20 protein-coding genes are annotated in these 24920 nt (G+C 71.3%); 12 read left to right on the top strand and 8 right to left on the bottom strand.

Translation table 11 applies throughout. The features are described 5' to 3' along the window. Positions 1-10: 10 nt before the first annotated feature. The 3 genes from ACN20J_RS44070 to ACN20J_RS44080 are packed head-to-tail and all read left to right on the top strand — an operon-like array spanning position 11 to position 4819. Positions 11-1669 carry a sugar ABC transporter substrate-binding protein gene (locus ACN20J_RS44070; protein WP_419668195.1) on the top strand — a complete coding sequence of 553 codons (1659 nt, stop codon included), beginning with the start codon at positions 11-13 and terminating at the stop codon, positions 1667-1669. Positions 1670-1708: 39 nt separating this feature from the next. Further along, entirely contained in the window at positions 1709-2812 is a 1104-nt protein-coding gene (locus ACN20J_RS44075; RefSeq protein ID WP_419668196.1) for a LacI family DNA-binding transcriptional regulator, read from the top strand. Positions 2813-2830: 18 nt separating this feature from the next. Beyond that, a complete protein-coding gene (locus ACN20J_RS44080; protein ID WP_419668197.1) occupies positions 2831-4819 on the top strand; it encodes a DUF2264 domain-containing protein in 1989 nt (662 codons plus the stop codon). On the opposite strand, the gene ACN20J_RS44085 is transcribed toward ACN20J_RS44080, so the two are convergent. Beyond that, entirely contained in the window at positions 4740-5177 is a 438-nt protein-coding gene (locus tag ACN20J_RS44085; protein ID WP_189844128.1) for an STAS domain-containing protein, read from the bottom strand. The two genes, ACN20J_RS44080 and ACN20J_RS44085, sit on opposite strands and share 80 nt — an antisense overlap. Before the next feature lie 315 nt (positions 5178-5492). Between ACN20J_RS44085 and ACN20J_RS44090 the strand changes: the two genes are divergently transcribed. The 5 genes from ACN20J_RS44090 (at position 5493) to ACN20J_RS44110 (ending at position 11558) form a co-directional block, all read left to right on the top strand. Then, entirely contained in the window at positions 5493-5990 is a 498-nt protein-coding gene (locus ACN20J_RS44090) for a hypothetical protein (protein WP_189844127.1), read from the top strand. Positions 5991-6006: 16 nt separating this feature from the next. Next, complete coding sequence (locus tag ACN20J_RS44095) at positions 6007-6540, top strand: GNAT family N-acetyltransferase (RefSeq protein ID WP_362294247.1); 534 nt, start codon at positions 6007-6009, stop codon at positions 6538-6540. Between the two features lie 145 nt (positions 6541-6685). Next, positions 6686-8188: an ABC transporter substrate-binding protein gene (locus ACN20J_RS44100; RefSeq protein WP_419668198.1), complete on the top strand. Its 1503-nt coding sequence runs from the start codon at positions 6686-6688 to the stop codon at positions 8186-8188. 48 nt (positions 8189-8236) lie between these two features. Then, positions 8237-10270, top strand: a complete 2034-nt coding sequence (locus tag ACN20J_RS44105) for an ABC transporter permease subunit (protein ID WP_419669060.1) — start codon at positions 8237-8239, stop codon at positions 10268-10270. Next, positions 10263-11558 (top strand): MDR family MFS transporter, encoded by a 1296-nt coding sequence (locus ACN20J_RS44110; protein ID WP_419668199.1) that lies wholly within the window; start codon positions 10263-10265, stop codon positions 11556-11558. The genes ACN20J_RS44105 and ACN20J_RS44110 overlap by 8 nt, the downstream gene beginning before the upstream one ends. An 84-nt stretch (positions 11559-11642) precedes the next feature. On the opposite strand, the gene ACN20J_RS44115 is transcribed toward ACN20J_RS44110, so the two are convergent. Beyond that, positions 11643-13151: an MFS transporter gene (locus ACN20J_RS44115; RefSeq protein WP_189844123.1), complete on the bottom strand. Its 1509-nt coding sequence runs from the start codon at positions 13149-13151 to the stop codon at positions 11643-11645. A 124-nt stretch (positions 13152-13275) separates the two neighbouring features. Here ACN20J_RS44115 and ACN20J_RS44120 point away from each other — a divergent pair, with 124 nt between their 5' ends. The 3 genes from ACN20J_RS44120 to ACN20J_RS44130 all read left to right on the top strand — a co-directional run bounded on the left by ACN20J_RS44120 (position 13276) and on the right by ACN20J_RS44130 (position 15109). Further along, a complete protein-coding gene (locus ACN20J_RS44120) occupies positions 13276-14109 on the top strand; it encodes an alpha/beta fold hydrolase (protein ID WP_419668200.1) in 834 nt (277 codons plus the stop codon). A gap of 76 nt (positions 14110-14185) precedes the next feature. Next, entirely contained in the window at positions 14186-14572 is a 387-nt protein-coding gene (locus ACN20J_RS44125; protein ID WP_419668201.1) for an ArsR/SmtB family transcription factor, read from the top strand. A gap of 6 nt (positions 14573-14578) precedes the next feature. After that, positions 14579-15109 (top strand): SRPBCC family protein, encoded by a 531-nt coding sequence (locus ACN20J_RS44130; RefSeq protein ID WP_419668202.1) that lies wholly within the window; start codon positions 14579-14581, stop codon positions 15107-15109. Between the two features lie 21 nt (positions 15110-15130). Here ACN20J_RS44130 and ACN20J_RS44135 read toward each other — a convergent pair whose 3' ends face one another. The 6 genes from ACN20J_RS44135 to ACN20J_RS44160 all read right to left on the bottom strand — a co-directional run bounded on the left by ACN20J_RS44135 (position 15131) and on the right by ACN20J_RS44160 (position 23251). Then, on the bottom strand, positions 15131-17899 hold the full coding sequence (locus tag ACN20J_RS44135; protein WP_419669061.1) for an NHLP bacteriocin export ABC transporter permease/ATPase subunit: 2769 nt from the start codon (positions 17897-17899) through the stop codon (positions 15131-15133). Between the two features lie 121 nt (positions 17900-18020). Beyond that, positions 18021-20138, bottom strand: coding sequence for an NHLP family bacteriocin export ABC transporter peptidase/permease/ATPase subunit (locus ACN20J_RS44140; RefSeq protein ID WP_246575645.1), 2118 nt, complete (start codon positions 20136-20138; stop codon positions 18021-18023). Between the two features lie 143 nt (positions 20139-20281). After that, positions 20282-21088: an HlyD family efflux transporter periplasmic adaptor subunit gene (locus ACN20J_RS44145; protein ID WP_419668203.1), complete on the bottom strand. Its 807-nt coding sequence runs from the start codon at positions 21086-21088 to the stop codon at positions 20282-20284. Between the two features lie 115 nt (positions 21089-21203). After that, positions 21204-21419 carry a type A2 lantipeptide gene (locus ACN20J_RS44150; protein ID WP_189844118.1) on the bottom strand — a complete coding sequence of 72 codons (216 nt, stop codon included), beginning with the start codon at positions 21417-21419 and terminating at the stop codon, positions 21204-21206. Positions 21420-21923: 504 nt separating this feature from the next. Next, entirely contained in the window at positions 21924-22619 is a 696-nt protein-coding gene (locus tag ACN20J_RS44155; protein WP_190232075.1) for a type 1 glutamine amidotransferase domain-containing protein, read from the bottom strand. Between the two features lie 218 nt (positions 22620-22837). Then, the gene (locus ACN20J_RS44160) at positions 22838-23251 is read right to left on the bottom strand and encodes a PaaI family thioesterase (protein ID WP_419668204.1); all 414 of its coding nucleotides are present in this window, start codon (positions 23249-23251) and stop codon (positions 22838-22840) included. Positions 23252-23436: 185 nt separating this feature from the next. Here ACN20J_RS44160 and ACN20J_RS44165 point away from each other — a divergent pair, with 185 nt between their 5' ends. Next, positions 23437-24780, top strand: coding sequence for a S1 family peptidase (locus ACN20J_RS44165; RefSeq protein ID WP_190232077.1), 1344 nt, complete (start codon positions 23437-23439; stop codon positions 24778-24780). The last annotated feature ends 140 nt before the right edge of the window (positions 24781-24920 follow it).

Consider the following 24920-nt stretch of genomic DNA (forward strand, 5'->3'; position numbering starts at 1 on the left):
GAGAACACCTATGTCCAGTACACCGCTGTCCCGTCGTGCCCTGATGCGTACCGCTGCCGTGGGTGCTGTCGCGATTGCCGCTCCGGTCGGCCTGACCGGGTGTTCCACGGAGTCGGGGGGCGACGGGGTGTCCAACGCGGGCAAGAAGCTTGCCCCTTGGCCCGCGTACAAGGCCTTCGCGGGGCCGAAGCCGGATCTTGCGCCCACCGCTGAGGGGGTTCAGCCCGGGTACACCTCCTACCCGGCCGACCTCGCCCGGTCGGTGTCCCGGACGCCGGGCGACGGGTCCACCGTCAAGGTGATGTCGGTGTCGTTCGGTACGCCGCCGAAGCCGGCCTCGGCCAACAAGTTCTGGCAGGCCGTGGAGAAGGCGCTCGGGGTGAAGATCGAGTACACGGTCATCTCGCAGACCGACTACCAGAAGAAGATGGCCACCGTGATGGCGGGCGATCCGGGTGAACTCCCGGACATCATCAACATCTTCTCCGGGTTCGCGCTGCCCCGTGAGGCCCAGTTCGTGCAACGGCGTGCGGAGGACCTCACGCCCTTCCTCTCCGGGGACGCGGTCGAGGACTATCCGAACCTCGCGAACATCCCGACGCACGCCTGGCGCGACATGGGCCGGATCGGCGGACGTATATACGGCATTCCGCTGGAGCGCCCGCTGCCCGGATCGACCCTGTGGCTCAACGAGGAGTACTTCGAGGACGCCGGGATGAAGGAGGGGTGGACCGACCAGGACTTCGCGGCGGTCGCCAAGAAGGGCACGGGCGGGAAGAAGTACGCGCTGGGGGCCGCGGTCGGATCCGTGTTCGGGGACGGGTTCCACTCGGCGGCGCACGGTGTGCACGCCCGGGGCTGGTCGGTGAAGGACGACGGTACGTTCCTGCCGGTCGTGGCCGACGAGCGGTACAAGCAGATGCTCGACTTCCAGCTCGGACTGCGCAAGGCGGGCTCCTACCACCCGGACGCCACCTCCATCTCGCAGATCGACATGATCGCCCTCTACTACAACGGGACGGTCGGCTCGCTGCAGGACGGATTCGGCGGCTACCTCCCCAAGTTCCTGGAGAAGGGCCGCAAGTACACGCCCGCGCCCGCTCTGCCGTACAGCGTGGGCGGTACGCCCGGTGGGATCGTCGGGGCACGCCGCTCGTTCGGCTACACGGTCGTCAAGAAGGCGAAGAAGGAGCGAGTGCAGTTGTTGCTGCGCATCCTCGACTACCTCGCGGCGCCGTTCGGCAGCAGGGAGTGGGAACTCGTGCATTACGGCGTGGAGGGCACCCACTTCACCCGGGCCAAGGACGGATCGCCCGAGCCCAACGCGCTCGGCCAGGTCGAGAACAACACCAACCTGCCGCTGAAGTACCTCGCCGAAGGACCCCAGGCACTGTTCGTGCCCGGAATGCCCGACGCCGTGAAGGCCCTGCACGCCTGGCAGGTCAAGACCGTTCCGAACGCGGTCCGCAATGCCTCGTACGGGCTCCAGTCCAGGACGTACACCGCCCAGGGCACCACCCTCGAAACGCTCCTCAAGGACACCGCCACCGGGATCATCGCGGGACGCACTCCGCTGTCCGAATGGGACGCCACCGTCAAGACCTGGCGGCAGCGGGGTGGCGACAGAATGGCCGAGGAGTTCGCCAAGGACTACGCCGCCAACAACTGACGCGGCAGGTCGGGCGGTTGTGAGGGGAGACACGGGGAGATGGGCAACGACATGGCAGAGGCGGAGCCGACGGCGAAGCGACGCGTCACCATTCGCGAGGTCGCCGAGCGGGCAGGCGTGTCCATGGCCACCGTCTCGCGTGTGCTCAGCGGCAACCACCCCGTGCCCGCGTCCACCCGGGCCCGTGTGCTGCGCGCCTCCCGCGACCTCGACTACGTGGCCAACGCGCACGCCCGCGCCCTGGTCGGCGGCGGCCGCAAGATGGTCGCCGTCGTCCTGCGGCAGGTCACCAGCCCCTTCTACGCACAGGTCGCCGAGGGCGTCGAGGCCGAGGCGGCCTCCCGCGGCTGGCTGTGCCTGGTCGGCACCACCGGCGGGGATCCGCAACGCGAGCTGGAATTCGTGCAGTTGATGCGCGAGGAGGGTGCCCGGCTGGTCATCCTCGTCGGCGGGGTCGTCGAGGACGACGCCTACCGGGAGCGCGTCGCGCACTACGCCCAGGCCCTCGACTCGGCCGGCGCGCGCCTCGTGCTGTGCGGACGGCCCGCGCCCGACCCCGACATCCCCGCCCTCGTCGTCGAGTTCGACAACGAGGCCGGCGCGCACGCCATCACCGGCCATCTCCTCTCGGCGGGCCACCGCGGGATAGTGTTCCTCGGCGGACTGCCCGGCAACACGGCCCTGGACGCGCGCGTCGCCGGATACCGCGCGGCGCTCGCCGAGCACGGCCTGCCGCCCGAGGCCGCCCACGTCGTCGACTGCGGCCTCGGCCGGGCGGCGGGCCATCGCGCGATGACCCAACTCCTCAAGGAGACACCGGACTTCACCGCCGTCTTCGCCGGGGACGACATGGTCGCCGCCGGAGCCCTGCGGGCCATCACCGAAGCCGGGCTGCGCGTACCCCACGACATCTCCGTCGTCGGCTACAACGACATCCCGCTCGCCGAGGACTTCAACCCGCCGCTCACCACCGTGCGCACCCCCGCCGAGGAACTCGGCCGGGCCGCCGTACGCATCGCCCTGCGCGACCCCGAGCACGCCGCGGGCGCCCACCATCTGCTCGGCACCCACATCGTCGTGCGCGACAGCGTCCAGCCGCCCCCGCAGGCGCCGCGCGACGCAGCGCCCGACCACCCCCACTGACGGAGGACCCACCCCCGTATGACCGCGCCGCATGTGTCGCTCACCGACCCGACGCACTCGTCCTTCCTGCCGCCCCCCGATTCCGTACGCTCACCCATCACCGGCTGGACCCGCGCGCACTGGGAGGCGATGGCCGACCGGCTCCTGGACGGCCTGCTCCCTTATGCGTCAAGGGAGTCGGCCCAGTACCGGTTGCCCGGCCGGCCCGGCCACGCCGGATCCTGGTCCGACGGCCTGGAGGGGTACGCCCGCTCGTTCCTGCTCGCCGCCTGCCGCATCGCGGGCTCCGGCGGGCGCGTCCCGCCGGAACTGATCGAGCGGTACGCGGCCGGACTCGCCGCCGGTACCGACCCGGAGGGCGCCGAGCGTTGGCCGCCCATCGCCGACCGGGCCCAGCCCATGGTCGAGGCCGCCTCGATCGCGATCGCCCTGCACGAGACCAGACCGTGGATCTGGGACCGGCTCGACGACGCCGTACGCCAGCGGGTGGCCGCCTGGCTCGGCGGCTTCGTCGGCGCCCGGGCCAACGACTCCAACTGGCGGCTCTTCCAGGTCGTCACCGAGGAGTTCCTCGCCTCCGTGGGCGCCCCGCACAGCCGCGCCGAGATCGACGGCGGCCTGGCGCGGCTGGAGGACTGGTACCGGGGCGACGGCTGGTACACCGACGGCGACGGCCGCAAGTTCGACTACTACAACGGCTGGGCCCTGCACCTGTACCCGATCCTGTGGGCGCGCATCGCCGGACCCCGCGCGGACGCCTCGCTGACGGAGGTCCACCGGGCCCGCCTGCGCGCGTTCCTCGGCACCCACCAGTACTTCTTCGGCTCGGACGGCGCACCCGTCCACCAGGGCCGCTCCCTCACCTACCGCTACGCGACGGCCGCCCCGCTGTGGGCAGGAGCGCTCACCGACGCGACCCCGCTGCCGCCCGGACGCACCCGCCGTCTGGCCTCGGGCGCCCTCAAGCACTTCACCGAGCACGGGGTGCCCGACGAACGGGGACTGCTGAGCCTGGGCTGGTACCGGCCCTTCCTCCCGGTCACCCAGCGGTACTCGGGTCCCGCCTCGCCGTACTGGGCGAGCAAGGCGTTCCTCGGGCTGCTGCTGCCCGCCGACCATCCCGTCTGGACGGCTCCCGAGGAACCGGGCCCCGTGGACACGGCGGACGCGTATCTGGCGCTGCCCGCTCCCGGCTGGCTGCTCCACTCGACCGCCGCCGACGGGATCGTACGACTCGTCAACCACGGCAGCGACCGCCTCCCACCGCCGCCCGCCGAGGCCGAGGACAGCCCGCACTACGCGAAGTTCGCGTATTCCAGTGCCACGGCACCCGACACCCCGGCGGACACCCCCACGGACGGTCCCGCGACCGGGCCCGACAGCCACCTCGCCCTGCTCACGGCGGACGGGACGGCGGTCTCCAGGCGTGGCCGGATCCATCCCCTCGGCGCGGAGGGCCGCCGAGCGGCGTCCTGGCACCGGGCGGTTCTGCCGGGCTCCGACGAGGAGCACCGCATCGAGACGACCAGCGTGGTCCACGGCCCCTGGGAGATCCGGGTCCACCGCGTCGAAGCACCGCCGGGAGCCGTCGTACGCGAAGGGGGCTGGGCCCTGGCCGACGACAGCGGGCCGTTGACCGAGGCCGCGGGGCCCGGTTGGGCGCTGGCGCGCCGGGAGGCGGACGGCCTCACGAGCGCGGTCGTGGCGCTGTACGGGTGGGAGGAGTCCGGGGCCGACGGCCCGGCGCACGGCGTTGTCGCACAGGTCCGTGGCGCCAACGCCTACGGCGAGTACTCCGCCACACCTTGCCTGCGGCTGCCCGCCCACCCGGGGAGTCCGTATCTCCTGGTCACGCTCGTCGTACTGAGCGCCGACCCGGCGCGGCCCTGCGACCCCGAGGTGCTGCGCGCGCGGGCCGGTACACGTGTCACCGAGGCGGGAGCTGTGGTGGTGCGCTTCCCGGACGGGACGGAGGAGGAAGTGCCGGCAGTGGCGGGAAGCGGCTGAGGAGCCCCGAGGCGCGTAACAGCCGGTGTATGCGGGGCTGGTCGGAGACGAGGCGCAGGGAGCCGCCCCGCTCCTTCGCCCGGCGGTCGGCCCTGCACAGCACCCGCAGCCCGGAGCAGTCGAAGAAGGTGACCCGGCGGAGGTCGACCAGGACCTGGGGCGCCCGGCCCGCGGTCACGGCGTCCAGGTGCTCGGCCAGGTCGCCGGCCGTCGCCATGTCGATCTCGCCCAGCACCTCGACGACGGTGAAGCCGCCGCTCGCGTAGCTGTGGGCGTACGGACTCGCCGTGGGCACTTCGGACTCCGCGGTGCCGCACTCGGGCAGCCCGGGGGCCTGGTCTTGGGATTCCGGCGACATGTCGTCTCCACCTCTGCAGGGGAGGGCGTATTCGATCTCGGTAGCTACCCCGCCCGCGGCGGAACCATCCATGCCACATCGTCCGCAAGATCTAGTTCACTCGACCCAGTGAATTTCAGCTGCAACAGTTGACTTTTGGTCTTTGTGTTTACTCAACATGCCCTGTGCAAGGGGGTGTTGCGGACGTAGGGTCGCCGTGCTGCCCCGGTCGCGGGCCGCAGCCACGGGCCGCATGTCTGCCCGTTGTCCGCACGAACGTTCACCAGTCGTGTTCGTGCGACTGGCCATGAACTGTCTGACCAAGGAGGGTTGGCGGTGGGAACGCCGGTACGCACTCCGTCGGGCGGGCCGCCGCTGCTGACCGAGTGCGGGCTCATGGAACCGGTGCAGGAGATGGAGTTCACCGCTCATTTCTCCCGCGCGGACGGGGAGCTCGCCGCCGAGGAGGCCGCCGCGGCGGTGACGCGGGTGATCGACGCTCCGCTGTCCTTCGTCACCCCGGTCCTCGACGCCGGCCGCTCCGCGAGCAAGTGCCTGCTGGCGCGCAGCGCCGCCGACACCTGCCGGATCGTGCTCACCGCGGACCTCACCGGCATCACCGTGGCCGCCACCGACGACGTCAAGGTCTCGCTGGACTCCTGCGACCAGGTCGGCGCCAAGAACCTGCCGCTGCTCGCCGTCGTCGACGGACTGAAGGTGCACCACGGGCCGGACGGCCATGTCTGGGTGGTGTGGAAGGGCTCCTGGCGTCGAGTGGACGCCACCTCCGACGGGCACGGCGACGACACCCCGGACGGCTCCGCCCACCCTTAATGCATATGATGCGCAAGTGCGCGACTACTGCATAAGAACGGCGACCCCCGACGACCTCGACGGCGCGCGGTCCGTGATGCTCGACACCGTCTACCGGGACTTCGGCACCGGGTACGTACCGCGCTGGCACCGCGACATCATCGACCTGCACTCCTTCTACCTCGCACCCGAGCGGCACACCTTGCTGGTCGCGGTCGACGAGCGGGACGGCACGGTGGCCGCGACCGCCGCACTCGACTCCCGGGGCCCGGCGCACCCGCCCAACCCGCGCCACCTCGCCGAGCGCTACCCCTCCGGGGACACCGCCCAACTGCGCCGCGTGTACACGCGACCCGATCACAGGCGACAGGGCCTGGCCCGGCGGCTGGTCGGCGAACTCCTCGACTTCGCGGCGGCGGACGGCGGCTACCGCGCCGCCTATCTGCACACCGACCCGGCGGTACCCGGCGCCGAGGCGTTCTGGCGGTCCCTCGGCAAGGTGGTCCACGACGAGCGCGAGGAACCGGACGGCGGGCAGCGGATCGTGCACTTCGAAGTCCCCCTGCCCTGACGGACCCCGTGGGCTGACGGACCCCCTTGCCCTGACGGGCGCGCAGCCCCGACGGACTCGCTGCCCTGACGGACCCACTGTGCGTGCGTCGTCCCCCCCCCACGAATTTCCCCCGAATCTCTCCCCCCCCACGAAGAAAGAGACCATGCGCTTTCTGCCGCGCCGTCGCCGGTTCGTCGCCGGCCTGCTGCTCGCCCCTCTGCTCACCGGCTGCTTCGCCTCGGAGGGCGGGGAGGAGTCCTCCGGCAGCGGCGGGGGTGGCTCCCGGCTAAGGGTCGCGCTCGCCTTCCCGCCCGCCGAGAACTTCAACCCGTACGGGGCCGATGCCACGCTCCTCAGCCGGCTCGGCGTCACCGAGGGCCTGACCCGCCTCGACGCCAACGGCGCCGCCACCCCTGCGCTGGCCGAGTCGTGGAGCCGTGAGAACGACCGCAGTTGGCTGTTCACCCTGCGGGATGCGGCCTTCCAGGACGGCACCGAGGTCACCCCGAAGGCCGTCGCCGAGGCCCTCACCCGCGCCGCGGGCGCCGAGCCCGTGACCGCCGCCCTGTCCGGCGTCGAACTCACCGCCGAGGCCGCGGGCGACCGACGCGTCCGGGTGACCACCGCCGAGCCCGACCCCGCACTGCCGCTGCGGCTGTCGAGCCCCGGCCTGGTGGTCCTCTCCGCCAAGGCGTACGCCGACAAGGACGCCGTCAGCCCGGTCGGTACCGCAACCGGACCCTTCGAACTCACCAAGGTCAGCGGCACCACCGCGGCCGCCCTGGACCGCTTCGAGGACTACTGGGGTGGCCGCGCCCAGGTCTCCGGCGTCGACGCGCGGTTCATAGCCGACGGCACGGCCCGTACGAACGCGCTGCGCACCGGCGGTGTCGACGTCGCCGAAGCCGTGCCGGTCTCGCAGGTGACCTCCCTCGACGAGGTGACCCGCCGCGAGACGGCCACCACCCGCACCACGAGCCTGCTGCTCAACACCGAGAAGGGTGCCTTCAAGGACCCGAAGGCACGGGCCGCCGCCCGCGAGGCGATCAACACCTCGGCCCTCGCCAAGGGCGTCTACGAAGGGCACGCCGACCCCGGCGTCGGCATCTACGGACCCGCCCTGACCTGGGCGGCCGACAAGCGCGTCAAGCCGACCGGGAGGGCCGGAGCGGCAGCTGCCGACGGCACGTCGGTCACCGTTGCCACGTACGACAACCGGCCCGAGCTGCCCGAGGTCGCCCAGGTGCTCAAGCAGCAGCTGGAGAAGGCCGGGTTCAAGGTGAAGCTGGAGGTGCGCGAGTACTCGCGGCTCGAAAGCGACGCGCTGGCCGGGAAGTTCGACGCGTTCGTGTCCGCCCGTAACACCATGCTCGACACCGGCGACCCCGTCTCGATCCTCGCCAGCGACTACACCTGCAAGGGCAGTTACAACCTGGCGCTGCTGTGCGACAAGCAGGTCGACAAGGCCGTCGCCGAGGCCGAGACGGTCACCGACACCGCGAAGCGGCAGGACGCGGCGATGACCGCCGAAGCGGCGATCCTCGGCACGGACGCCGTCGTGCCGCTGGTCCACCAGCGGATCATCACCGGCGTCGGCGCCGCTGTCAGCGGTGTGCAGCTCGACCCGTACGAGCGCGGACTCGTCGGCGTCGGCACGCGGCGCTGACGGGCGGCGGTACACGTGCTCAAGGCCGTCGTACGCGGCGGGGCGCCGGTGCTGCTCTGGCGCGCCGCCCTCGTCGCCGCCCTGCTGTGCGGTGTGGGGCTGCTGCCCTGGCTGTCGCGCACGGACCCGGCGCTCACCGTGCTCAAGGCGCGGTCCGCCGAACGCGCCCCGACGCCCGAGGTACTGGACGCGATCCGCGCGCAACTCGGCCTGGATGCCGGGCCGTTGAAGCTGCTCGGGGACTGGTTCGGCGGGCTGCTGCACGGTGACGCGGGCCGGTCGTGGATCTCCGGTGCGGAGGTCACACCGTCGGTGCTCCAGGCGCTCGGGGTCTCGCTCCTGCTGATGGGCGGCTCGTTGGCCGTCGCGGTGATCACGGCGGGGGCGGTGTGCGCCCGAACGTTGCGGCTCGGTGCGGGGCGGCGCCTGGACGGCCGGCGCTCGGCGGGCACCGGATCGGCGCTCCTGTCCACGCTGCCCGACTTCCTGACCGCCTCGGTGCTCGCCGCCGTCGTCGGCGTGCAGCTCGGCTGGCTGCCCGCGCTCGGCTGGTACGGGCCCCAGTGGATGGTGCTGCCCGCGCTCTCGCTCGGCCTGCCCGCGGGCGCGCTGCTCGGGCGGATGCTCGACGACCTGCTGCCGGGCGCGTTCGCCGAGCAGTGGGCGCTGGCAGCCGCCGCGCGAGGCGTCCCCGGCCGGAGCATCGCCCGGCAGGCGGTACGCCGCTGTGTGCCCGGACTGCTCCCGAACTTCGGCCTGTTCGTCGTCGGCCTGACCGGCGGCGCGGTCGCCGTGGAGCAGGTCTTCGACATCCCCGGGCTCGGACGGCTGACCCTCCAGGCCGCGGTGGCGCAGGACCTGCCCGTCCTCCAGGCGGGCACCCTCGCACTCGTCCTGCTGGCGGCGATCGCGGGAGGGGCGGCCCGGCTCACGGCGCGGCTCCTGATCGGCCCGGCCCTGCGCGACGGCGCGCTCTCCTCGCTGCACCGCCCGACACCGCCCCGCCCAACGACCCTGCCCCTGCTGTACGGCGGCCTGCTGCTCGCGGTCGTCGCGCTGGGCCTCGCCCGCGATCCACTGCGGCTGGACACCAACACCCGCCTCCAATCCCCTTCCTGGGCGCACCCGTTCGGCACGGACGGGCTCGGACGCGATGTGCTGGCCCGGGTCGGCCACGGGGCGCTGAGCACCCTGGCCCTGGCCCTCGCAGTGAGCGTGGCCGCGCTCGTGCTGGGCGTCCTGCTGGGCCTGCTGCCACGGGTTTCCGGGCCGCTGGTCGACACGGTCAACGCCGTACCGCCGGTCCTCGCGGCCCTCCTCGTCACGGGCGTCGCGGGCAGCGGCCCGTCCACCCCGGCCCTCGCGGTGACCGCCGTCGCCTGGGCCCCGCTCGCGGCCCACACCTCGGCACTGCTCCAACAGGAGCGCGCCACCACACACTTGACGGCCACCCGCGGCCTGGGCGCGGGCCCGCTCCAACTGCTCCGCCACGAACTCCTCCCGGCGGTCCTGCCTCCGGTCGTACGCCACGCACTGCTCCGCCTGCCGGGCGTAGCCCTGGCCCTCGCGGCCCTGGGCTTCCTCGGCCTGGGCGCGCAACCGCCGTCCCCGGAGTGGGGCCTGCTCCTCTCCGAGAACCAGCCGTACGCGGAGCGGGCCCCCTGGGCGGTACTGGCTCCCGCCACCGCACTCGCCCTGCTGGGGGCGGTGGCCGTCACGGGCGGGGGCGGGGTGCGGTGGCCCCGACGCGTACGGCGCCGGGGCGCTGGTGAGAACGAGTCGGTGGCGGGGCCAGGGGAAGAGGTGGCGGAGCGGAAGGCGGCGGGTGAGCCGGTGGCCGCAAGTTCGGCGGAGGCTGCGCAGCTGACCCCGACCGACGAGGCTCCTCCGGCAGGCCCGGTGTACTCCGTGGATCGGGGGGCTTCGACAGGGGCGGCCGGTGCCGCGAGCGCTGGGCGCCGCACAGGCTCGGCGGGTGCGGGAGGCCCGCTCAACACGTATGGCGCACCCGGCGCACCCACGGCACCGGCCTCACCTGGACCGTCCGCCCGCCCGGCCGGAGGCGTGAGGCCTGATGTCTGAACCATCGCCACCGCAGGCGGCACCCGGGAAAAGCGCCCCCACCCACCGCCCCCGCCGAAGAGTCCTTTCCTCGCTGCGGACCTTCGCCGCGCTCCCTCCGCTGCTCCGGCTGCTGATCCTCACCCAGCTCGCGTTCAACATCGGGTTCTACGCGGTGCTGCCGTTCCTCGCGGAGCACCTCGGGACGGCGATCGGCATGGCGGGCTGGATGGTCGGGCTGGTGCTGGGGCTGCGGACCTTCAGTCAGCAGGGGCTGTTCGTGGTGGGCGGGGCGCTGGCGGACCGGTACGGCGTACGGCCGGTGGTGCTCGCCGGCTGTGTGCTGCGGATCGCCGGATTCGGCTGGCTCGGTTTCGCCGAGGCGAGCTGGGCGGTCGTCGGAGCCGTCCTCCTGATCGGCTTCGCCGCCGCGCTGTTCTCGCCGGCCGTCGAGTCGGAGGTGGCCCGGCAGGCGGTGTGCCGGGAGGAGGCGGGGGAGGGCCCGCGCACCCACGTACTCGCCCTGTTCACCGTGGCGGGCCAGGCGGGCGCGTTCCTCGGGCCGTTCATCGGCGCGCTGCTGCTGGCCGTGGACTTCCGCGCCGTCTGTATCGCCGGCGCCGGAGTCTTCGTACTCGTCCTGGCCGGGCACGCGTGGCTGCTGCCGCAGCACATCCCCGGCCGGGCACGCGTGCAAAGCCGTGGTGGAGTGCGGCGGCTGGTGCGCAACCGTGGCTTCCTCGCGCTCTGCTGCGCGTACGGGGCCTATCTGCTGGCGTACAACCAGCTGTACCAGCTCCTCCCCGTCGAGGTGGAGCGTGCGGCGGGCTCGCAGGCGCCGCTGGCCTGGCTGTTCGCGCTCTCCTCGCTGCTGGTGGTGACGGCCCAACTGCCCCTCACCCGCTGGGCGGGGGACCGGCTCGACCTGCGCCGGTCCATGGCGGCGGGGCTGCTGCTCATCGCGGCCGGGTTCGCGGTGGTCGCCGTGGCGAGGCCAGCCGCGTGGACGGGAACAGTGGGGCTCCTGCCCGCGGCCGGTTACGTCGTCCTGCTCACCCTCGGCCAGATGCTCGTCGCGCCCGCCGCCCGGGCCTGGGTGCCCGACCTCGCAGACGACGGCAGACTCGGCCTCTACACGGGCGCGCTGTCGTCGGTCTCCGGCCTGATCGTCCTGGTCGGCAGCGCGGCCACCGGCTCCCTCCTGGACACGGGCCTGCCCCCGGCCGTGCCGTGGTTCGTCCTCGCCGTGCTCCCCGTGGCGGCGATCGCCCTGCTGCCCAGGCGTCGAGGTGCCGAGCCGCCGACGTGAACGGCCTGAGCGGGTGACCGTAGGCAGACATGAAAGAGGGGCCGCCGTCTCCCTGCAGACGGTGGCCCCTCAGCTTCGGGAGGGTCACATGTGGACGACCGGCGCGGCTTCCGCGTCCTGCTCGGGAACCCCACGGCGGTAGAGGAGGAAGGCGATCACCGTGCCCACGGCGAAGAAGCCCGCGGACCACCAGAAGGCGGTGGTGTAGCTCTCGATCGTCGACTGGGCCTGGACCAGCTTGTTCGTGGCGTCCTTGCCGGACAGGTAGCTGGTGGCGGCGCTCGCGGCGAGCGTGTTCAGCAGAGCCGTACCGATGGAACCGCCCACCTGCTGCATCGCGTTGACCGTCGCCGAGGCGACACCGGCGTCCTCCGGCGCGATCCCGCTCGTGGCCAGGGCCATCGCGGGCGGCATCACGATGCCGAGTCCCGCGCCGATCAGGAGCAGCTGCGGCAGCACGTCGGTCGAGTAGCTGGAGTCGACTCCGATGCCGGTCAGCCAGGCCATGCCGACCGCGGCGATCGCGAAGCCCGCCGGGATGACGACCTTCGGCCCGATGCGCGGCACCAGCTTCGTGGTGGAGACCTGGGCCATGATCATCAGGGCCGCCATCATCGGCAGGAAGGCCACACCGGTCTTGGTCGGGCTGAAGCCCAGGTTCAGCTGCAGGTAGTAGGTGAGGAAGAGGAACACGCCGAACATGCCCGCACCGGTCACGAGCACGGCGAGGAACGAGGCTCCGCGGCTGCGGTCCAGCAGGACACGCATCGGCAGCAGCGGGTGCGCGGCACGGGTCTGCCACCAGGCGAACACCGTCAGGAGCAGGCCGCCGGCGATCAGGAAGCCCCAGGTCTGCGGCGAACTCCAATCGTGCGTCTCGGCGTTGGAGAAGCCGTAGACGAGGGCGAAGAGACCGGAGGAGACCAGCAGCGCGCCCGGCAGGTCCAGCTTGGAGCTCGCGGCGTCACGGTGGTTGCTCAGCAGCATCCAGCCGCCGACCAGGGCGATCACGGCGAAGATGATGTTGACGTACAGGGTCCAGCGCCAGTCCAGTGCGTCGGTCAGGACACCACCGAGCAGCAGTCCGAGCGCACCGCCCGCACCGGCGATGGCGCCGTACACGCTGAACGCCTTGGCGCGCTCCTTGGCGTCGGTGAAGGTCGTGTTCAGGAGCGAGAGCGCGGCGGGTGCGAGGAGTGCGGCGAAGACACCCTGGAGGGCGCGCGCGGTGACCAGCATTCCGAAGCTGTTCGCGGCTCCGCCGAGCACCGAGGCTCCGGCGAATCCCGCGACACCGATGAGGAAGACGGGCTTTCGCCCGAAGAGGTCGGCCAGCCGGCCGCCCAGCAGAAGCAGTGAGGCGAACGCCAGTGCGTACGCGGTGACGATCCACTGGCGGTTGCCGTCGGTGAAGCCGAGGTCCGCCTGTGCCGACGGGAGGGCGATGTTCACGATGGTCGCGTCCAGCACCACCATCAGCTGGGCGATCGCGATGATCGAGAGGATCCACCACCGCTTCGCCGACGACGGCGCGTCGGCCTTGTCGGGTGTGCCCTTACGGGCACCTTCGGAAAGAGTCTCAGTCTGGGACATCGGAGCATCACTCCAGGGAAGGTCGCTCGGGATGACGGCTACGTAAACGAAACCGTTTCGTACGCCTTGAGGCTAGACCACTTTTATCGAAACGGCAAAGTTTCGCTACTGAGAGAGGGCTCACATGCGCAGGGGCATGTTCGAGGTCGACGGGGCCGAGCTGTACCACGAGGTGCGCGGCGAGGGGCCCGCACTGCTGCTGATCAGCGGCGCAGGGGGCGATGCCGGGTATTTCACGGGCATCGCCGACGAGCTGGCGGACGCCTTCACCGTGATCACGTACGACCGGCGGGGCAACTCCCGCAGCACGGGCCGGGGCGACGCGCCCATGGATCTGTCCGAGCAGGCCGCCGACGCCCGCGCGCTCATCGACGGCCTGGCTGGCGGCCGGGCCCTGGTGTTCGGCAACAGTGGCGGCGCGATCATCGGCCTGACGCTGGCCGCCCGCCATCCGGAATCGGTCGCCGGGCTGATCGCCCACGAGCCGCCCGCCGTGAACGTCCTGCCCGACGGCGACCCCGCACGCGACTTCTTCGCCGAGGTGGCCGAGGCGTACGCGCGGGGCGGCGCCCCGGCGGCGGGCCGCCTCTTCGCGCAGACCGTGCGCGGCGAGGGTACGTACCTGTGGCCGGAGGACCTCTGGAAGAGGTTCCTCGGCAATGGTGACCACCTCTTCGGCCGGGAGTGGCCGGGCTTCGCCGCCTTCGTGCCGGACGAGGTCGCACTCTCCGCGGCCCCCTTCCCGATCGTCCTCGGGGCCGGCTCAGCGGACCGCGGCACGTACTACGCGCGGCCCTCGATCGAGATCGCCCGCAGGATCGGGGTGCCCTGGGTGGAGTTCCCCGGCATCCACATGGAGTTCCTGCCGCGCCCCGCGGGCTTCGCGGCGGCCGTACGGGTCCTGGCGACGCAGATGTGGACCCGGGGCGGTGAGGTGCCCCAGGACTGGCTCGGGTGAGGTCGTGGCCGTCTGTTGCTGTTCCTCCGTTGTCCATTCCTTGACTGGCATATAACCGCGGAGGCATATTGGAGTCATGTCCGACGCCTCCCTCTGGGCCGCACTCGCCGACCCGCACCGGCGGGCCATCGTCGCTCTCCTCCTGGAGCGGCCGAGGCCCGTCGGTGAGATCGTCGAGGCGTGCGGCCTGAGCCAGCCGAGCACCTCCAAGCATCTGAGGGTGCTGCGGGACGCCGGCCTGGTGCGCGTACGACAGGACGCGCAGCGCCGCGTCTACGCGCTCGACCCGGCGCCGATCGCGGAGCTCGACGCCTGGCTGGCCCCGTACCGCAAACTCTGGAGCGCGAGCCTGGACGCGCTGGGCCGACGCCTGGACGAGACGGCGACGGCGGCAGCAGCGGCACCGGGGGAGCCGTCGGACGAAGAGGACACAGACACGTCAACCCCCTCCTCGAAGGACTGAGCCACCATGTCCACGGAACGCACCGGTACCTACCTCACCCTTGACGACGGCCGCCCCGCCGTCCGCTTCACCCGCACCTACGACCACCCCGTCGACCGGGTCTGGGAGTTCGTCACCGAGCCCGGGGAGCTGGCCCACTGGTTCCCCTCCAGCGTCGAGATCGAGCTGCGTGAGGGCGGCACGATCAGGTTCGGCGACGACCCGAACATGGACGACTCCACCGGGCGGGTCCTCGCGGTCGATGCGCCCCGGCACCTCTCCTTCAGCTGGGGCGGCGACGAACTGCACTTCGATCTGGAGGAGCTGGACGAGAAGCGCACCCGCTTCACCCTCACCAACGTCCTGGAGGCCGAGAACACGGCCGCTCGCAACGGCGCCGGCTGGGAGGTGTGCCTCTCCGCCCTCGACGAGCACACCAGGGGAGCCTCCACCGGCGGCCCGCACGCGGGTGCCGGTGCGCCCTGGCAGGACGTGTACCGGGCGTACGTCGAGGCCGGCGTCCCCTCCGGAGCCGAGGTCCCGGGACAGGACGCCTGACGTCGGCCCCGCCGCGTCCGGCTACTGCATCTGCCGTCGCACCAGTTCGTGCAGCCGCCCGCCCGTGTCCGCCAACAGCTGGGCGGGCGGGCCCTGTTGGGCGACCCGGCCGTCCTCCATCACGATGACGCGGTCCGCGTCCATGACGGTGGACAGACGGTGCGCGATCACCACACGCGTGGCGTTGAGGGCGCGGGTGCTCTCGATGACCGTGCGCTGGGTCTCGTTGTCGAGGGCGCTGGTCGCCTCGTCGAAGAAGAGGATGCGCGGGCGCCGGATCAACGCCTGGGCGATCATCAGCCGTTGACGCTGGCCGCCGGAGACGGCGCCGCTGCCGGAGACGATGGTGTGCAGGCCCATCGGCATCCGCTTGATGTCCTCGGCGAGACCGGCCATCTCGGCGGCCGCCATCGCCTCCTCGGGTGTGTAGGGCTCGGTGCCGCAGATGACGTCCAGGATCGACCCGGTGAAGGGCTGCGCGTGCTGGAGCACCACACCGCACTGACGGCGTACGGCCGACTGGTCGAGGGCCGCCAGGTCCTGGCCGTCGTACAGGACGCTGCCCGAGACCGGCTTGTCGAAGCCGATGAGCAGGCGCAGCAGGGTGGACTTGCCGCAGCCGCTGGGGCCGACGACCGCCACGAACTCGCCCGGCCGGATCGCGAAGGACACGTCGTCGAGGACGAGCGGACCGTCCTCGGTGTACCGGAAGGAGAGCTTCTTCGCCTCCATGGCTCCGGACAGCTCGGCGGGGCGCGTACTCGCCACCCGCACCTCGGGCGTCGCGTCCAGGACCGGCCTGATCTCCTCGAACATCGGCAGCGCGGAGACCATCGACACAAAGGCCCCCGTCACCTGGGTGACCGAGGTCAGCAGCATCGTCATCGAGGTGTTGAACGTCAGGAACGCGGCGGCCGACAGCGAACCGCGCGCCGGGCCCGCCAGCAACATGAACATGATGAGCGAGCAGAGCGGCAGATACACCGCGCCCAGCACCGTCGTGAGGTTCTTGATCCGGCCCACGCGCTGCTGGAGTTCACGGCTGCGCGCGAACTCGCCCGCCCAGGCCGCGTACGCGTAGTTCTCCGCCGCCGCGACCCGCAGCTTGGGCAGACCGCGCAGGGTCTGGAACGCCTGGTTGTTGAGCTTGTTGCTCAGTACGACCAGTCGGCGCTGCCAGCGCACCTGCCACAGGCCCAGCCCGAGGAAGACCCCGGCGATCACGACGAGCATGCCGATCGCGGCGAGCGCCATCGGGACGCTGTACCAGAAGAGCAGCGCGAGGTTCATCGCGCCGACCGTCACCGACTGGACCACCACCGGGCCGACACCCGCCATCAGCCGGCGGATCGCGCTGATTCCCATGGCCGCACTGGCAAGTTCACCGGTGGAGCGGGAAGTGAAGAACTTCGTCGGCAGCCGCAACAGCCTGTCCCACACGGCCGGTTGGAGCGTGGCCTCGATCCGGCCCTCCAGCCGCAGCATGGTGAGGTTCTGCATCAGCATGAAGGCCGCCGACACCACACTGGCGATCATGATGGCCAGGCAGAACTGGACGATCAGGCTCTCCTGGGCCTTCGGCACGAACTCGCCGAGCACCTTGCCGGTCGCGATCGGCACCAGCGCGCCGAGCGCCACCGTCACCAGACCGCTGAGCGCGAGGTTGCGCATGTCCCCGCCGGTGCCCTGGAGGCTGAACCGCAGCAGCCGCAGCGGGCTCAGCCGGCGTTCGGGCAGCGGCCGGTAGAACATGACGGCCCGCGCTTCGAACTCCGCCGCGTTGGCCTTCTCGACCGGTGTCTCACGACCGCTCGACGGATGCACCGCCACATATCCGCCGCGCCGCCACAGCAGCGCGGCCGGGGCGCCGGACGCGACCCGGTGCCCGACGAGCGGGCCGATGTTGTCGCGCCACCAACGCCCGTCGAGGCGTACGGCACGCACCCGGACCCGGGAGGCCAGCGCGATCCGTTCGACGGGGTCGAGCCGGTCGCTCTCCGCGCCGCCCTGCGCCGGGTCCGCGAGCGTGATCCCGGCCGCGCGGGCGACCAGCCGGCAGGCCGCGTACGTGGCATCGGCGTCCGCCGCGCCCGGACCCGAGCCCGAGCGCTTGGACATGGAGGCGATGAGCGTCCGGTCGGCCTGCGCGCGGACCGCCTCGCCCGCCTTGATGCCCGCGGCCGTGCGGGTCTCGTGTGTGCGCTCCAGCTGCTCGATCCAGCGGTCGAGGGTGGCCAGCAGCCGGTACTGCTGGTCGACCATCGCCTGCCACATCGCGGGGTCCACCAGCAGGTCCGCCGCGGCCTCCGCCCCGTACAGGGAGCCGTACTGCACACTGCCCGGCGGCACCTGCATCCACAGCACGTCGTCGTCCGTGAGCGCCGCGTCCCGCTCGGTCACCAGGGGCGCCTCGAAGAGGATGGCGAGGCCACGCCCGACACCGAGCGAGAGGGCGTACTCCAGCGGGCTGGTGGCCGGGGGGACGTACTGGGGGTTGCCGTACGCGTCGTACGTCCAGGTCTCGGTCTGCGGCGGCTGGTACAGCTCGCGCAGCGCGATCCGGCGCAGTACGCACTCGCGCAGCGGCCTGCCGACCAGGGTGTGCTGGGGTCCCGCGACCGGGCCGAGCAGCAGCGAGCCCGCTTCCAGGCGGCCGAGGTGGTGCCAGTGGCCCTGCTGGGCGGCATCGACCGCGAACAGGTCCATGGCACCGGACACGACCAGCCACAGCACGTGCGGCCCTTCGAGATCCAGACGGGTGAGGCCGGAGCCGTCGACCGGGGTGCCCATGCCGCCGAGCGCGCCGAGCACGTAGTCGCCCTCGGTGGCGGGCTGTTGGTGCTGCTCGTGCGCTTGATACTGCTGGTTCTGGCTATGGTTCTGCTGGTTCTGTGGGTACGCGGATGTCATCTCATCGCTCCCTGACCAGCTCGGCGTACGCGCCGCCGGCCGCCACCAGGGCGTCGTGACGCCCGCGTTCCACGATCGTGCCGTGCTGGAGCACCACGATCTCGTCGCTGTCGCGCACGGTGCTGAGCCGGTGCGCGATCACCACACAGGCGCAGCCGCGCTTGCGCAGGTTGTCCATGACGAGCTGCTCGGTCTCCGCGTCCAGGGCGCTCGTCACCTCGTCGAGCACGAGGATGCTGGGCCTGCGCACCAACGCCCGCGCGATCTCCAGGCGTTGACGCTGACCGCCGGAGAAGTTCCGCCCGTCCTGCTCGACCCGGCTCTGGATGCCGCCCGGGCGGCGCATCACCACGTCGTACAGGGCGGCGTCCTCCAGCGCGGCGACCACGGCCTCGTCCGGGACCGACGGGTCCCACAGCGCGATGTTGTCGCGGACCGAGCCCTCGAAGAGGAACACGTCCTGGTCGACGAAGGAGACGGAGGCCGCGAGCGCGCCGCGCGGGATGTCCTCCAGGCGCTGGTCGTCGATACGGATCACGCCCTCCCAGGGCGCGTAGAGCCCCGAGATCAGCCTGGACACCGTCGACTTGCCGCTGCCCGAGCCGCCGACCAGGGCGACCTGCTGGCCCGGGCCGACCGTCAGCGAGAAGCCGGAGAGCAGTGGCTTGTCGAGCGGGCTGTAGCCGAACGTGATGTTCTCCAGCTCCACATGGCCGTGCAGCCTGCGCGTGCTGTCGCCCCCGCCGCGGCGCGAGTAGAGCGGGTCGGCCGCGAAGTTCTCGACGTCCTTCAGGCGGGCCACGTCGGCCGCGAAGTCCTGGATGCGGCCCGCGACGCCGTTGAGCCGGGTGATCGGCGCGGTGAAGCGGGTCACCAGCGCCTGGAACGCGACCAGCAGACCGACGGATATGTGCCCCTCCACGGCCCGCATACCGCCGATCCACAGGATCAGCGCGCTGTTGAGCGTCGCGAGCGTCGGCGCGACCACACCCAGCCAGGCACTGGGCACACCGAGCCGCTGCTGCTCCTCCAGCGTGGTGGCGTGCTGTCCGGCCCACTTGCGGAAGTAGCCCTCCTCGCCGCCGGTCGCCTTCATCGTCTCGATCAACTGCAGGCCTGTGTACGCCGTGTTGGTCAGCCGCGCGCTGTCGGCGCGCAGCTTGGCCGTACGTGTCGCACGCAGCCTGATCACCACGCGCATCGCCACGATGTTGAGCAGGGCGACCCCGATGCCCACGGCCGTGAGCTGAGGATCGTACGTGTAGAGCAGCACGGCGTAGAGGACGACGACCACGGCGTCCACGCCCGCCGCCGCCAGGTCCCGGGCCAGCGTCTCGGCCACCGCGTCGTTGGACTGGAGACGCTGCACCAGGTCGGCCGGGCTGCGCTGGGAGAAGAAGGTGACCGGCAGCCGCATCAGATGCCGGAGGAACTTCGCGCTGCTGAGCGTGGACGAGATGATGCGGCCGCGCAGCAGGTTCGTCTGCTGCAGCCAGGTCAGCACGACCGTCAGCAGCACCGTCGCGCCCATCGACGAGAACAGCACCCCGAGCAGCGAGGTCTGCCCGCCGATCAGGAACATGTCGATGTACGTACGGCTGAGCGCGGGCACCGCCGCGCCGACCGCGACCAGCAGCAGGCTCGCCAGGACGGCGGCGGGCATCGTGCCCGACGTGCCGCGCAGCCGGGCCGGCATGGCGCCCATGACGCCGGGCTTGCGGCCGCCCTTCTTGAAGTCGGGGCCCGGCTCCAGGACCAGCACGACACCGGTGAAGCTGGTGTCGAAGTCCTCCATGGGCACGAAACGACGGCCCTTGCCGGGGTCGTTGATGTGCACACCGCGCCGGCCGAAGCGGCGCCCCATGCCGTCGTAGACGACGTAGTGGTTGAACTCCCAGAACAGGATCGCCGGAGCCCGCACCTCGGCGAGCGCGACCGTGTCCATCTGCATGCCCTTGGCGGTCAGGCCGTAACTCCGCGCCGCCTTCAGGAGGTTGCTGGCCCGGGAGCCGTCCCGTGAGACGCCGCAGGCGATGCGCAGCTCCTCCAGCGGGATGTGCCGTCCGTAGTGCCCGAGCACCATCGCGAGCGAGGCGGCGCCGCACTCCACGGCCTCCATCTGGAGGACGGTGGGCGTACGCACGGTCTTGACCCGGCCCTTGGGAACCACGCGCTTGGGCGGCGTGGCCTTGCGGCGGCCCCGTACGGGCGGCGGCAGTTGTGACCCCCGGCCGGCCGCGGTCGTGGTCTCGTCGGTCGCGCTCACGGCAGCAGCCAATCGATCGGGCGCTGGTCCTCCAGGCGGATCGAGCCGGAGGCCACGGACATGGAGCTCAGCCGGAACGGCGGACCGTCCGCCGAGGACCACTTGTAGCCGGACTTGGTGTCCGACGAACGGTCGAGCCGGACGAGGACGGCCACCGGCCTGCCCTTCTTCGTGAACTGCTCGCCCAGCTGGCTGTCACCGAGGAAGGCGGCGATCTGCTGCTCCGACTGGGCGGCGCGGTCGACCGACTTCACATGGCCGCGCAGCACCCCGTACTGCTGGGTCGGCGCGGACTGGACGGTGAGGTCGACGGCGGCGTCCGAGGGAATCGTGGCGGCGTTCTCGGCGGGCACGTACACCGTCGCGTACAGCGGGTCGTCGGCGTCGGCGACCTTCTCCACGGCGGCCACGTTCGTGCCCGTGCTGATGATCGCGCCGATTGTGGCGGCGAGCCCGGTGACCCGGCCCGCGGCGACACTGCGTACGACCGTCTCGCCCTTCGCCGTACGGACCTTGAGGACCGGGGCGTTCGCGGCGATCCGCTGGCCCTGCTCGGCGACGACCGCGGTGACCTGGCCGGAGACGGGGCTCTGCAGGAGGTAACTGCCCTGCCCGTGCGTGAGGATGGCGGGCGCGCTCACCGTGGACGCCACGGAGCCCGTCACGGCCCAGACCGACGCGGCCGCCATGACGACCACCGTCACGAACAGCACGAGCCAGCCCTGGGGGCGGGCGAAGCGCACCGGGAGGTCGAGCTCCTCCGGCGACTGCAGCTTGGCGAGGGCCTGTTGGCGGAACTGCACGGTCTTCCCTCACCTGCGAGAAATGAGATCCGAACTTCCGAAATACGACATCCGTGAGTCCCGGAACCGGTAAGCGGTTCCGGGACTCACGGCACGCTATGCGATCACAGAGTGATCAGATGCCGGCGACCAGGCCGGTGACCGGGGCGGTGTTCAGGCCGGTCGCGCCCTCAACGGTGCCCACGACGGTGTCGACCAGGCCGGAAACCGGGGCGATGCCGTCGACGATGCCCGTGACGGTGCCGAGCGCGTTGACCGAGAGGCCACCGGAGACGTTGTCGAGCTCAGCGTCGGAGATCTCGACGGTGGCAACCTGGGGGGTGGAGTTCATGATGGAACTTCCCTTCCTATTGATATTCACAAGGGGGGAGCGGCCCCCTCTGGGGACAGATGGACGGCCGCGACCGCAGGCGTCCGGAAACCGGAACCGGAAACCGTCGAACGACCCCCGCGGTGCAATGGATCAAAGCACGCTGCCGCGCCACTCATCCAATCAACGACCCATGTGATCAGGGCATTTGAGAGCCGGATCGACTCAACGGTGCAGGCGTGCGCACGTCTCGGTGGCGACTTCTTCACATGCCTCCGGGGTGATTCACATTTCGGCAACACAGGGTGTGAGTCCGAATCGGGCACACCTCGCCAAAGACGCGGCACGCGACGCTCCACTGTGTGGATTCGTCGCGTGCCGTGACCCGGGTGCGTATTCGATGTGCAGATTTGCTGAAGCCGGGATTCCGCTCCCTGGCTCCAACGGGCTGTTACCGCGTGGTGGCGGAGTGCAAGCCGATGGCCTCTGTTACGGGAGTGGCGTCCCCGGGCTACGGGAGTGGCGTCAGCCGAGCTTCTTCAGGAGCTCGGCGGCGAGCGGCGCGGAGGAGGCGGGGTTCTGGCCCGTGACGAGGTTGCGGTCGACGACCACGTACGGCGCCCACGGCTCGCCCTCCTGGAAATCGGCGCCGGCCTCCACCAGCCGGTCCTGGAGCAGCCACTTGGCCTTGTCGGCGAAACCGGCCTGGGTCTCCTCGGTGTTGGTGAAGCCGGTCAGCCGGTAGCCCGCGAAGGCGTTGCCGCCGTCCTCCTTCGTGGCGGCCAGCAGCGCGGCCGGGGCGTGGCACACGACACCGAGCGGCTTGCCGGACTCCAGGGCGAGAGTGAGGAGCCGTCCCGAGTCGGCGTTGACGGCGAGGTCCTCCATGGGGCCGTGGCCGCCGGGGTAGAAGACGGCCGCGTACTCGTCCAGGTCCACGTCCTCCACACGGATGGGGTGCTGGAGCTCGGCGAACGAGCCGAGCGCGGCGGCGACCTCGGCGGCGCCCTCCTCGCCGCCGTTGAACTCGGGAGCCAGGCTGCCCCGGTCCACGGTCGGCACGACGCCGCCCGGGGTGGCCACGACGACCTCGTACCCCGCGGCCTTGAACGCCTTGTACGGGGCGACGGCCTCCTCGGCCCAGAAGCCGGTGGGGTGCTTGGTGCCGTCGGCGAGGGTCCAGAAGTCGGTACCGGTCACTACGAAAAGAATCTTTGCCATGCCTCGAAGGTAGGCCGACGGGACACCGAGATCCAATAGGGGATCCATTGGAGGGCATCGGATTTCCAATGGCATCACGGGAATAGACCCGAATGGCCGTCGGTGCGCCCGAATGTCGTCCTTTCGTCACCCGCAACTGAAATGGGCGGCGGATCCCGGCCGGGGAACGGATCCGGGCCCGGAAATGGACGGCTCCGGGCCCGGCAGCGGACCGCGAATCAGCCGAGCAGCGCGTACACCGCGCTCGCGCGGGCCGCGATCTCCTCCGTGCCCTCGGCGGTCATCGTGATGTCGGCGAAGGCCGTCCGGCGGCCCAGTTTCGTCACGACCGCCTCGATCAGGACGTCCGCGTCCAGGACCGCACGCTGGAACGACGTGGACTGCTGGACCGTGGTCATCGGCCCGTACGTGCCGCGCGCCGCCGACACCGCGATCACCGTCGCCGTGTCCGCCGCGGCCATCAGGGCCTGCCCCGACAGCGAACCGCCCTCCCGGGCCAGCCGATCGGACCAGGGCAGTCGCAGCAGCGCCCGACGGTCTCCCAACTCCTCGACCGATAGGCCGAGTTCGAGAACCCAGGGAGCGAAGTTCGCCGAGAGGATCTTGTCCGCATCAGCGGTGGTCAGCGTCATGCGGGCATTGTTCCCCGGCATCGGCGACGGGTCACCCGGGACAGCCGAATCATGCTTTCGCAAAGGAAGTTGAGGAAAGACGTTGAACGCCACACGCACCGCTTGCGTACCTACAGCCATCCAGGCGCCCGCAGTCAGCTGCCAGACGGCGGCTCGGACCCCCCAGTCCCCAGGAGGTCAAGAAGTTGAGTCACAAGCGGATACCCAAGCGCAAGGCCGTCATAGCCGCAGGAAGCGTGGTGGCGCTCGGCGCGGCGGCACTCATCCTGCCCAACGCGATGGCGTCCCAGACCGATGCGACGGAAGGTGCCGCCCCCAGAACGGTGAAGGCCGCGGAGGCGTCCGACCTCGCCTCGCAGCTGGCCGAACTGCTCGGTGAAGCCTATGCCGGTGCGTACTACGACTCGGGCAAGCAGCAGCTCATCATCAACGTCGTGGGCGACGACAACAACATCATCGTCCAGGCGGAGGAGGCAGGCGCCGTCGTCCAGCAGGTCGACAACAGCACGAAGGAACTCACGGCGGCCTCGCAGACGCTGAAGGCCGACGCGACCATCCCCGGCACCTCGTGGGCCGTCGACCCCCGGACGAACAAGATCCAGGTCACCGCCGACAGCACCGTCACGGGCGCAAAGTGGGACCAGCTCGAGTCGACCGTCCAGACCCTCGGTTCGGGCATGGCGACCATCAAGAAGTCCGCCGGCACGTTCAAGACGTTCGTCGAGGGCGGCGATGCCATCTTCGGCGGCGGCGCACGCTGCTCGCTCGGCTTCAACGTCGTCGCCGACGACGGCTCCCCGGCCTTCCTGACCGCGGGTCACTGCGGTGTCGCCGCGGCCGAGTGGTCGGACTCCGAGGCAGGCGCACCGATCGGCACGGTCGAGGCCGCCACGTTCCCCGGTGACGGCGACTTCGCCCTCGTCAAGTACGACGACCCGGCGACCGAGGCACCCAGCACGGTGAACACCGGCCAGCAGTCGGTGGAGATCACCCAGGCCGCGGAGGCCGCTGTCGGCCAGGCCGTCATCCGGATGGGCAGCACCACCGGTCTGAACGACGGTGAGGTCACCGGCCTCAACGCCACCGTGAACTACCCGGAGGGCACGGTCACCGGGCTCATCCAGACCAACGTCTGCGCCGAGCCCGGCGACAGCGGCGGCTCCCTGTTCACCGCGGACGGCAGCGCGATCGGCCTGACCTCCGGCGGCAGCGGCGACTGCACCGTCGGCGGCGAGACGTTCTTCCAGCCGGTGACCACCGCGCTGGCCGCCGTTGGCGCGACGCTCGGCGCGGGCGACGCGGGTGCCGGCGCAGGCGCCGGCGAGGAGGCCGGTGCCGGTGAGGAAGCCGGTGCTGGTGAAGAGGCCGGTGCCGGTGGCGACGCGGTCGGCGGCGAAGAGGTCGGCGGCGAGGAGCAGGTCGGCGGCGTCGAGGACCAGAACGGGCAGGTCGAGGACCAGAACGGACAGGTCAACGACCAGAACGGCAACGGCGTGGACGACGAGTCGGGTCTCACGAACCGCCAGTGATCTGAACGTACGTCGGTAGCGCTTCCCAGTTCAGTTGGTTCGGAGCGGCTCGGTCCCCCAGGGGGCCGGGCCGCTCCGTGCGTGGGGCCGACTGGGGAGGGGCTGTGTTGGGTGCGGGTTGTGGCGGCTGGGGTGCGCGG

Source organism: Streptomyces sp. 2-1, assembly GCF_048564895.1.
GTDB classification, from domain to species: domain Bacteria; phylum Actinomycetota; class Actinomycetes; order Streptomycetales; family Streptomycetaceae; genus Streptomyces; species Streptomyces phaeochromogenes.

What these genes read in the sequence shown, in the direction of transcription:
- ACN20J_RS44160 (WP_419668204.1), bottom strand. Translation starts at nt 23,251, where the DNA reads ATGACGCTGACCACCGCTGATGCGGACAAGATCCTCTCGGCGAACTTC.
- ACN20J_RS44125 (WP_419668201.1), top strand. Translation starts at nt 14,186, where the DNA reads ATGTCCGACGCCTCCCTCTGGGCCGCACTCGCCGACCCGCACCGGCGG.
- ACN20J_RS44130 (WP_419668202.1), top strand. Translation starts at nt 14,579, where the DNA reads ATGTCCACGGAACGCACCGGTACCTACCTCACCCTTGACGACGGCCGC.
- ACN20J_RS44155 (WP_190232075.1), bottom strand. Translation starts at nt 22,619, where the DNA reads ATGGCAAAGATTCTTTTCGTAGTGACCGGTACCGACTTCTGGACCCTC.
- ACN20J_RS44075 (WP_419668196.1), top strand. Translation starts at nt 1,709, where the DNA reads ATGGGCAACGACATGGCAGAGGCGGAGCCGACGGCGAAGCGACGCGTC.
- ACN20J_RS44140 (WP_246575645.1), bottom strand. Translation starts at nt 20,138, where the DNA reads ATGGAGGCCGTGGAGTGCGGCGCCGCCTCGCTCGCGATGGTGCTCGGG.
- ACN20J_RS44085 (WP_189844128.1), bottom strand. Translation starts at nt 5,177, where the DNA reads ATGTCGCCGGAATCCCAAGACCAGGCCCCCGGGCTGCCCGAGTGCGGC.
- ACN20J_RS44120 (WP_419668200.1), top strand. Translation starts at nt 13,276, where the DNA reads ATGCGCAGGGGCATGTTCGAGGTCGACGGGGCCGAGCTGTACCACGAG.
- ACN20J_RS44070 (WP_419668195.1), top strand. Translation starts at nt 11, where the DNA reads ATGTCCAGTACACCGCTGTCCCGTCGTGCCCTGATGCGTACCGCTGCC.
- ACN20J_RS44110 (WP_419668199.1), top strand. Translation starts at nt 10,263, where the DNA reads ATGTCTGAACCATCGCCACCGCAGGCGGCACCCGGGAAAAGCGCCCCC.
- ACN20J_RS44135 (WP_419669061.1), bottom strand. Translation starts at nt 17,899, where the DNA reads ATGGGCACCCCGGTCGACGGCTCCGGCCTCACCCGTCTGGATCTCGAA.
- ACN20J_RS44150 (WP_189844118.1), bottom strand. Translation starts at nt 21,419, where the DNA reads ATGAACTCCACCCCCCAGGTTGCCACCGTCGAGATCTCCGACGCTGAG.
- ACN20J_RS44080 (WP_419668197.1), top strand. Translation starts at nt 2,831, where the DNA reads ATGACCGCGCCGCATGTGTCGCTCACCGACCCGACGCACTCGTCCTTC.
- ACN20J_RS44115 (WP_189844123.1), bottom strand. Translation starts at nt 13,151, where the DNA reads ATGTCCCAGACTGAGACTCTTTCCGAAGGTGCCCGTAAGGGCACACCC.
- ACN20J_RS44100 (WP_419668198.1), top strand. Translation starts at nt 6,686, where the DNA reads ATGCGCTTTCTGCCGCGCCGTCGCCGGTTCGTCGCCGGCCTGCTGCTC.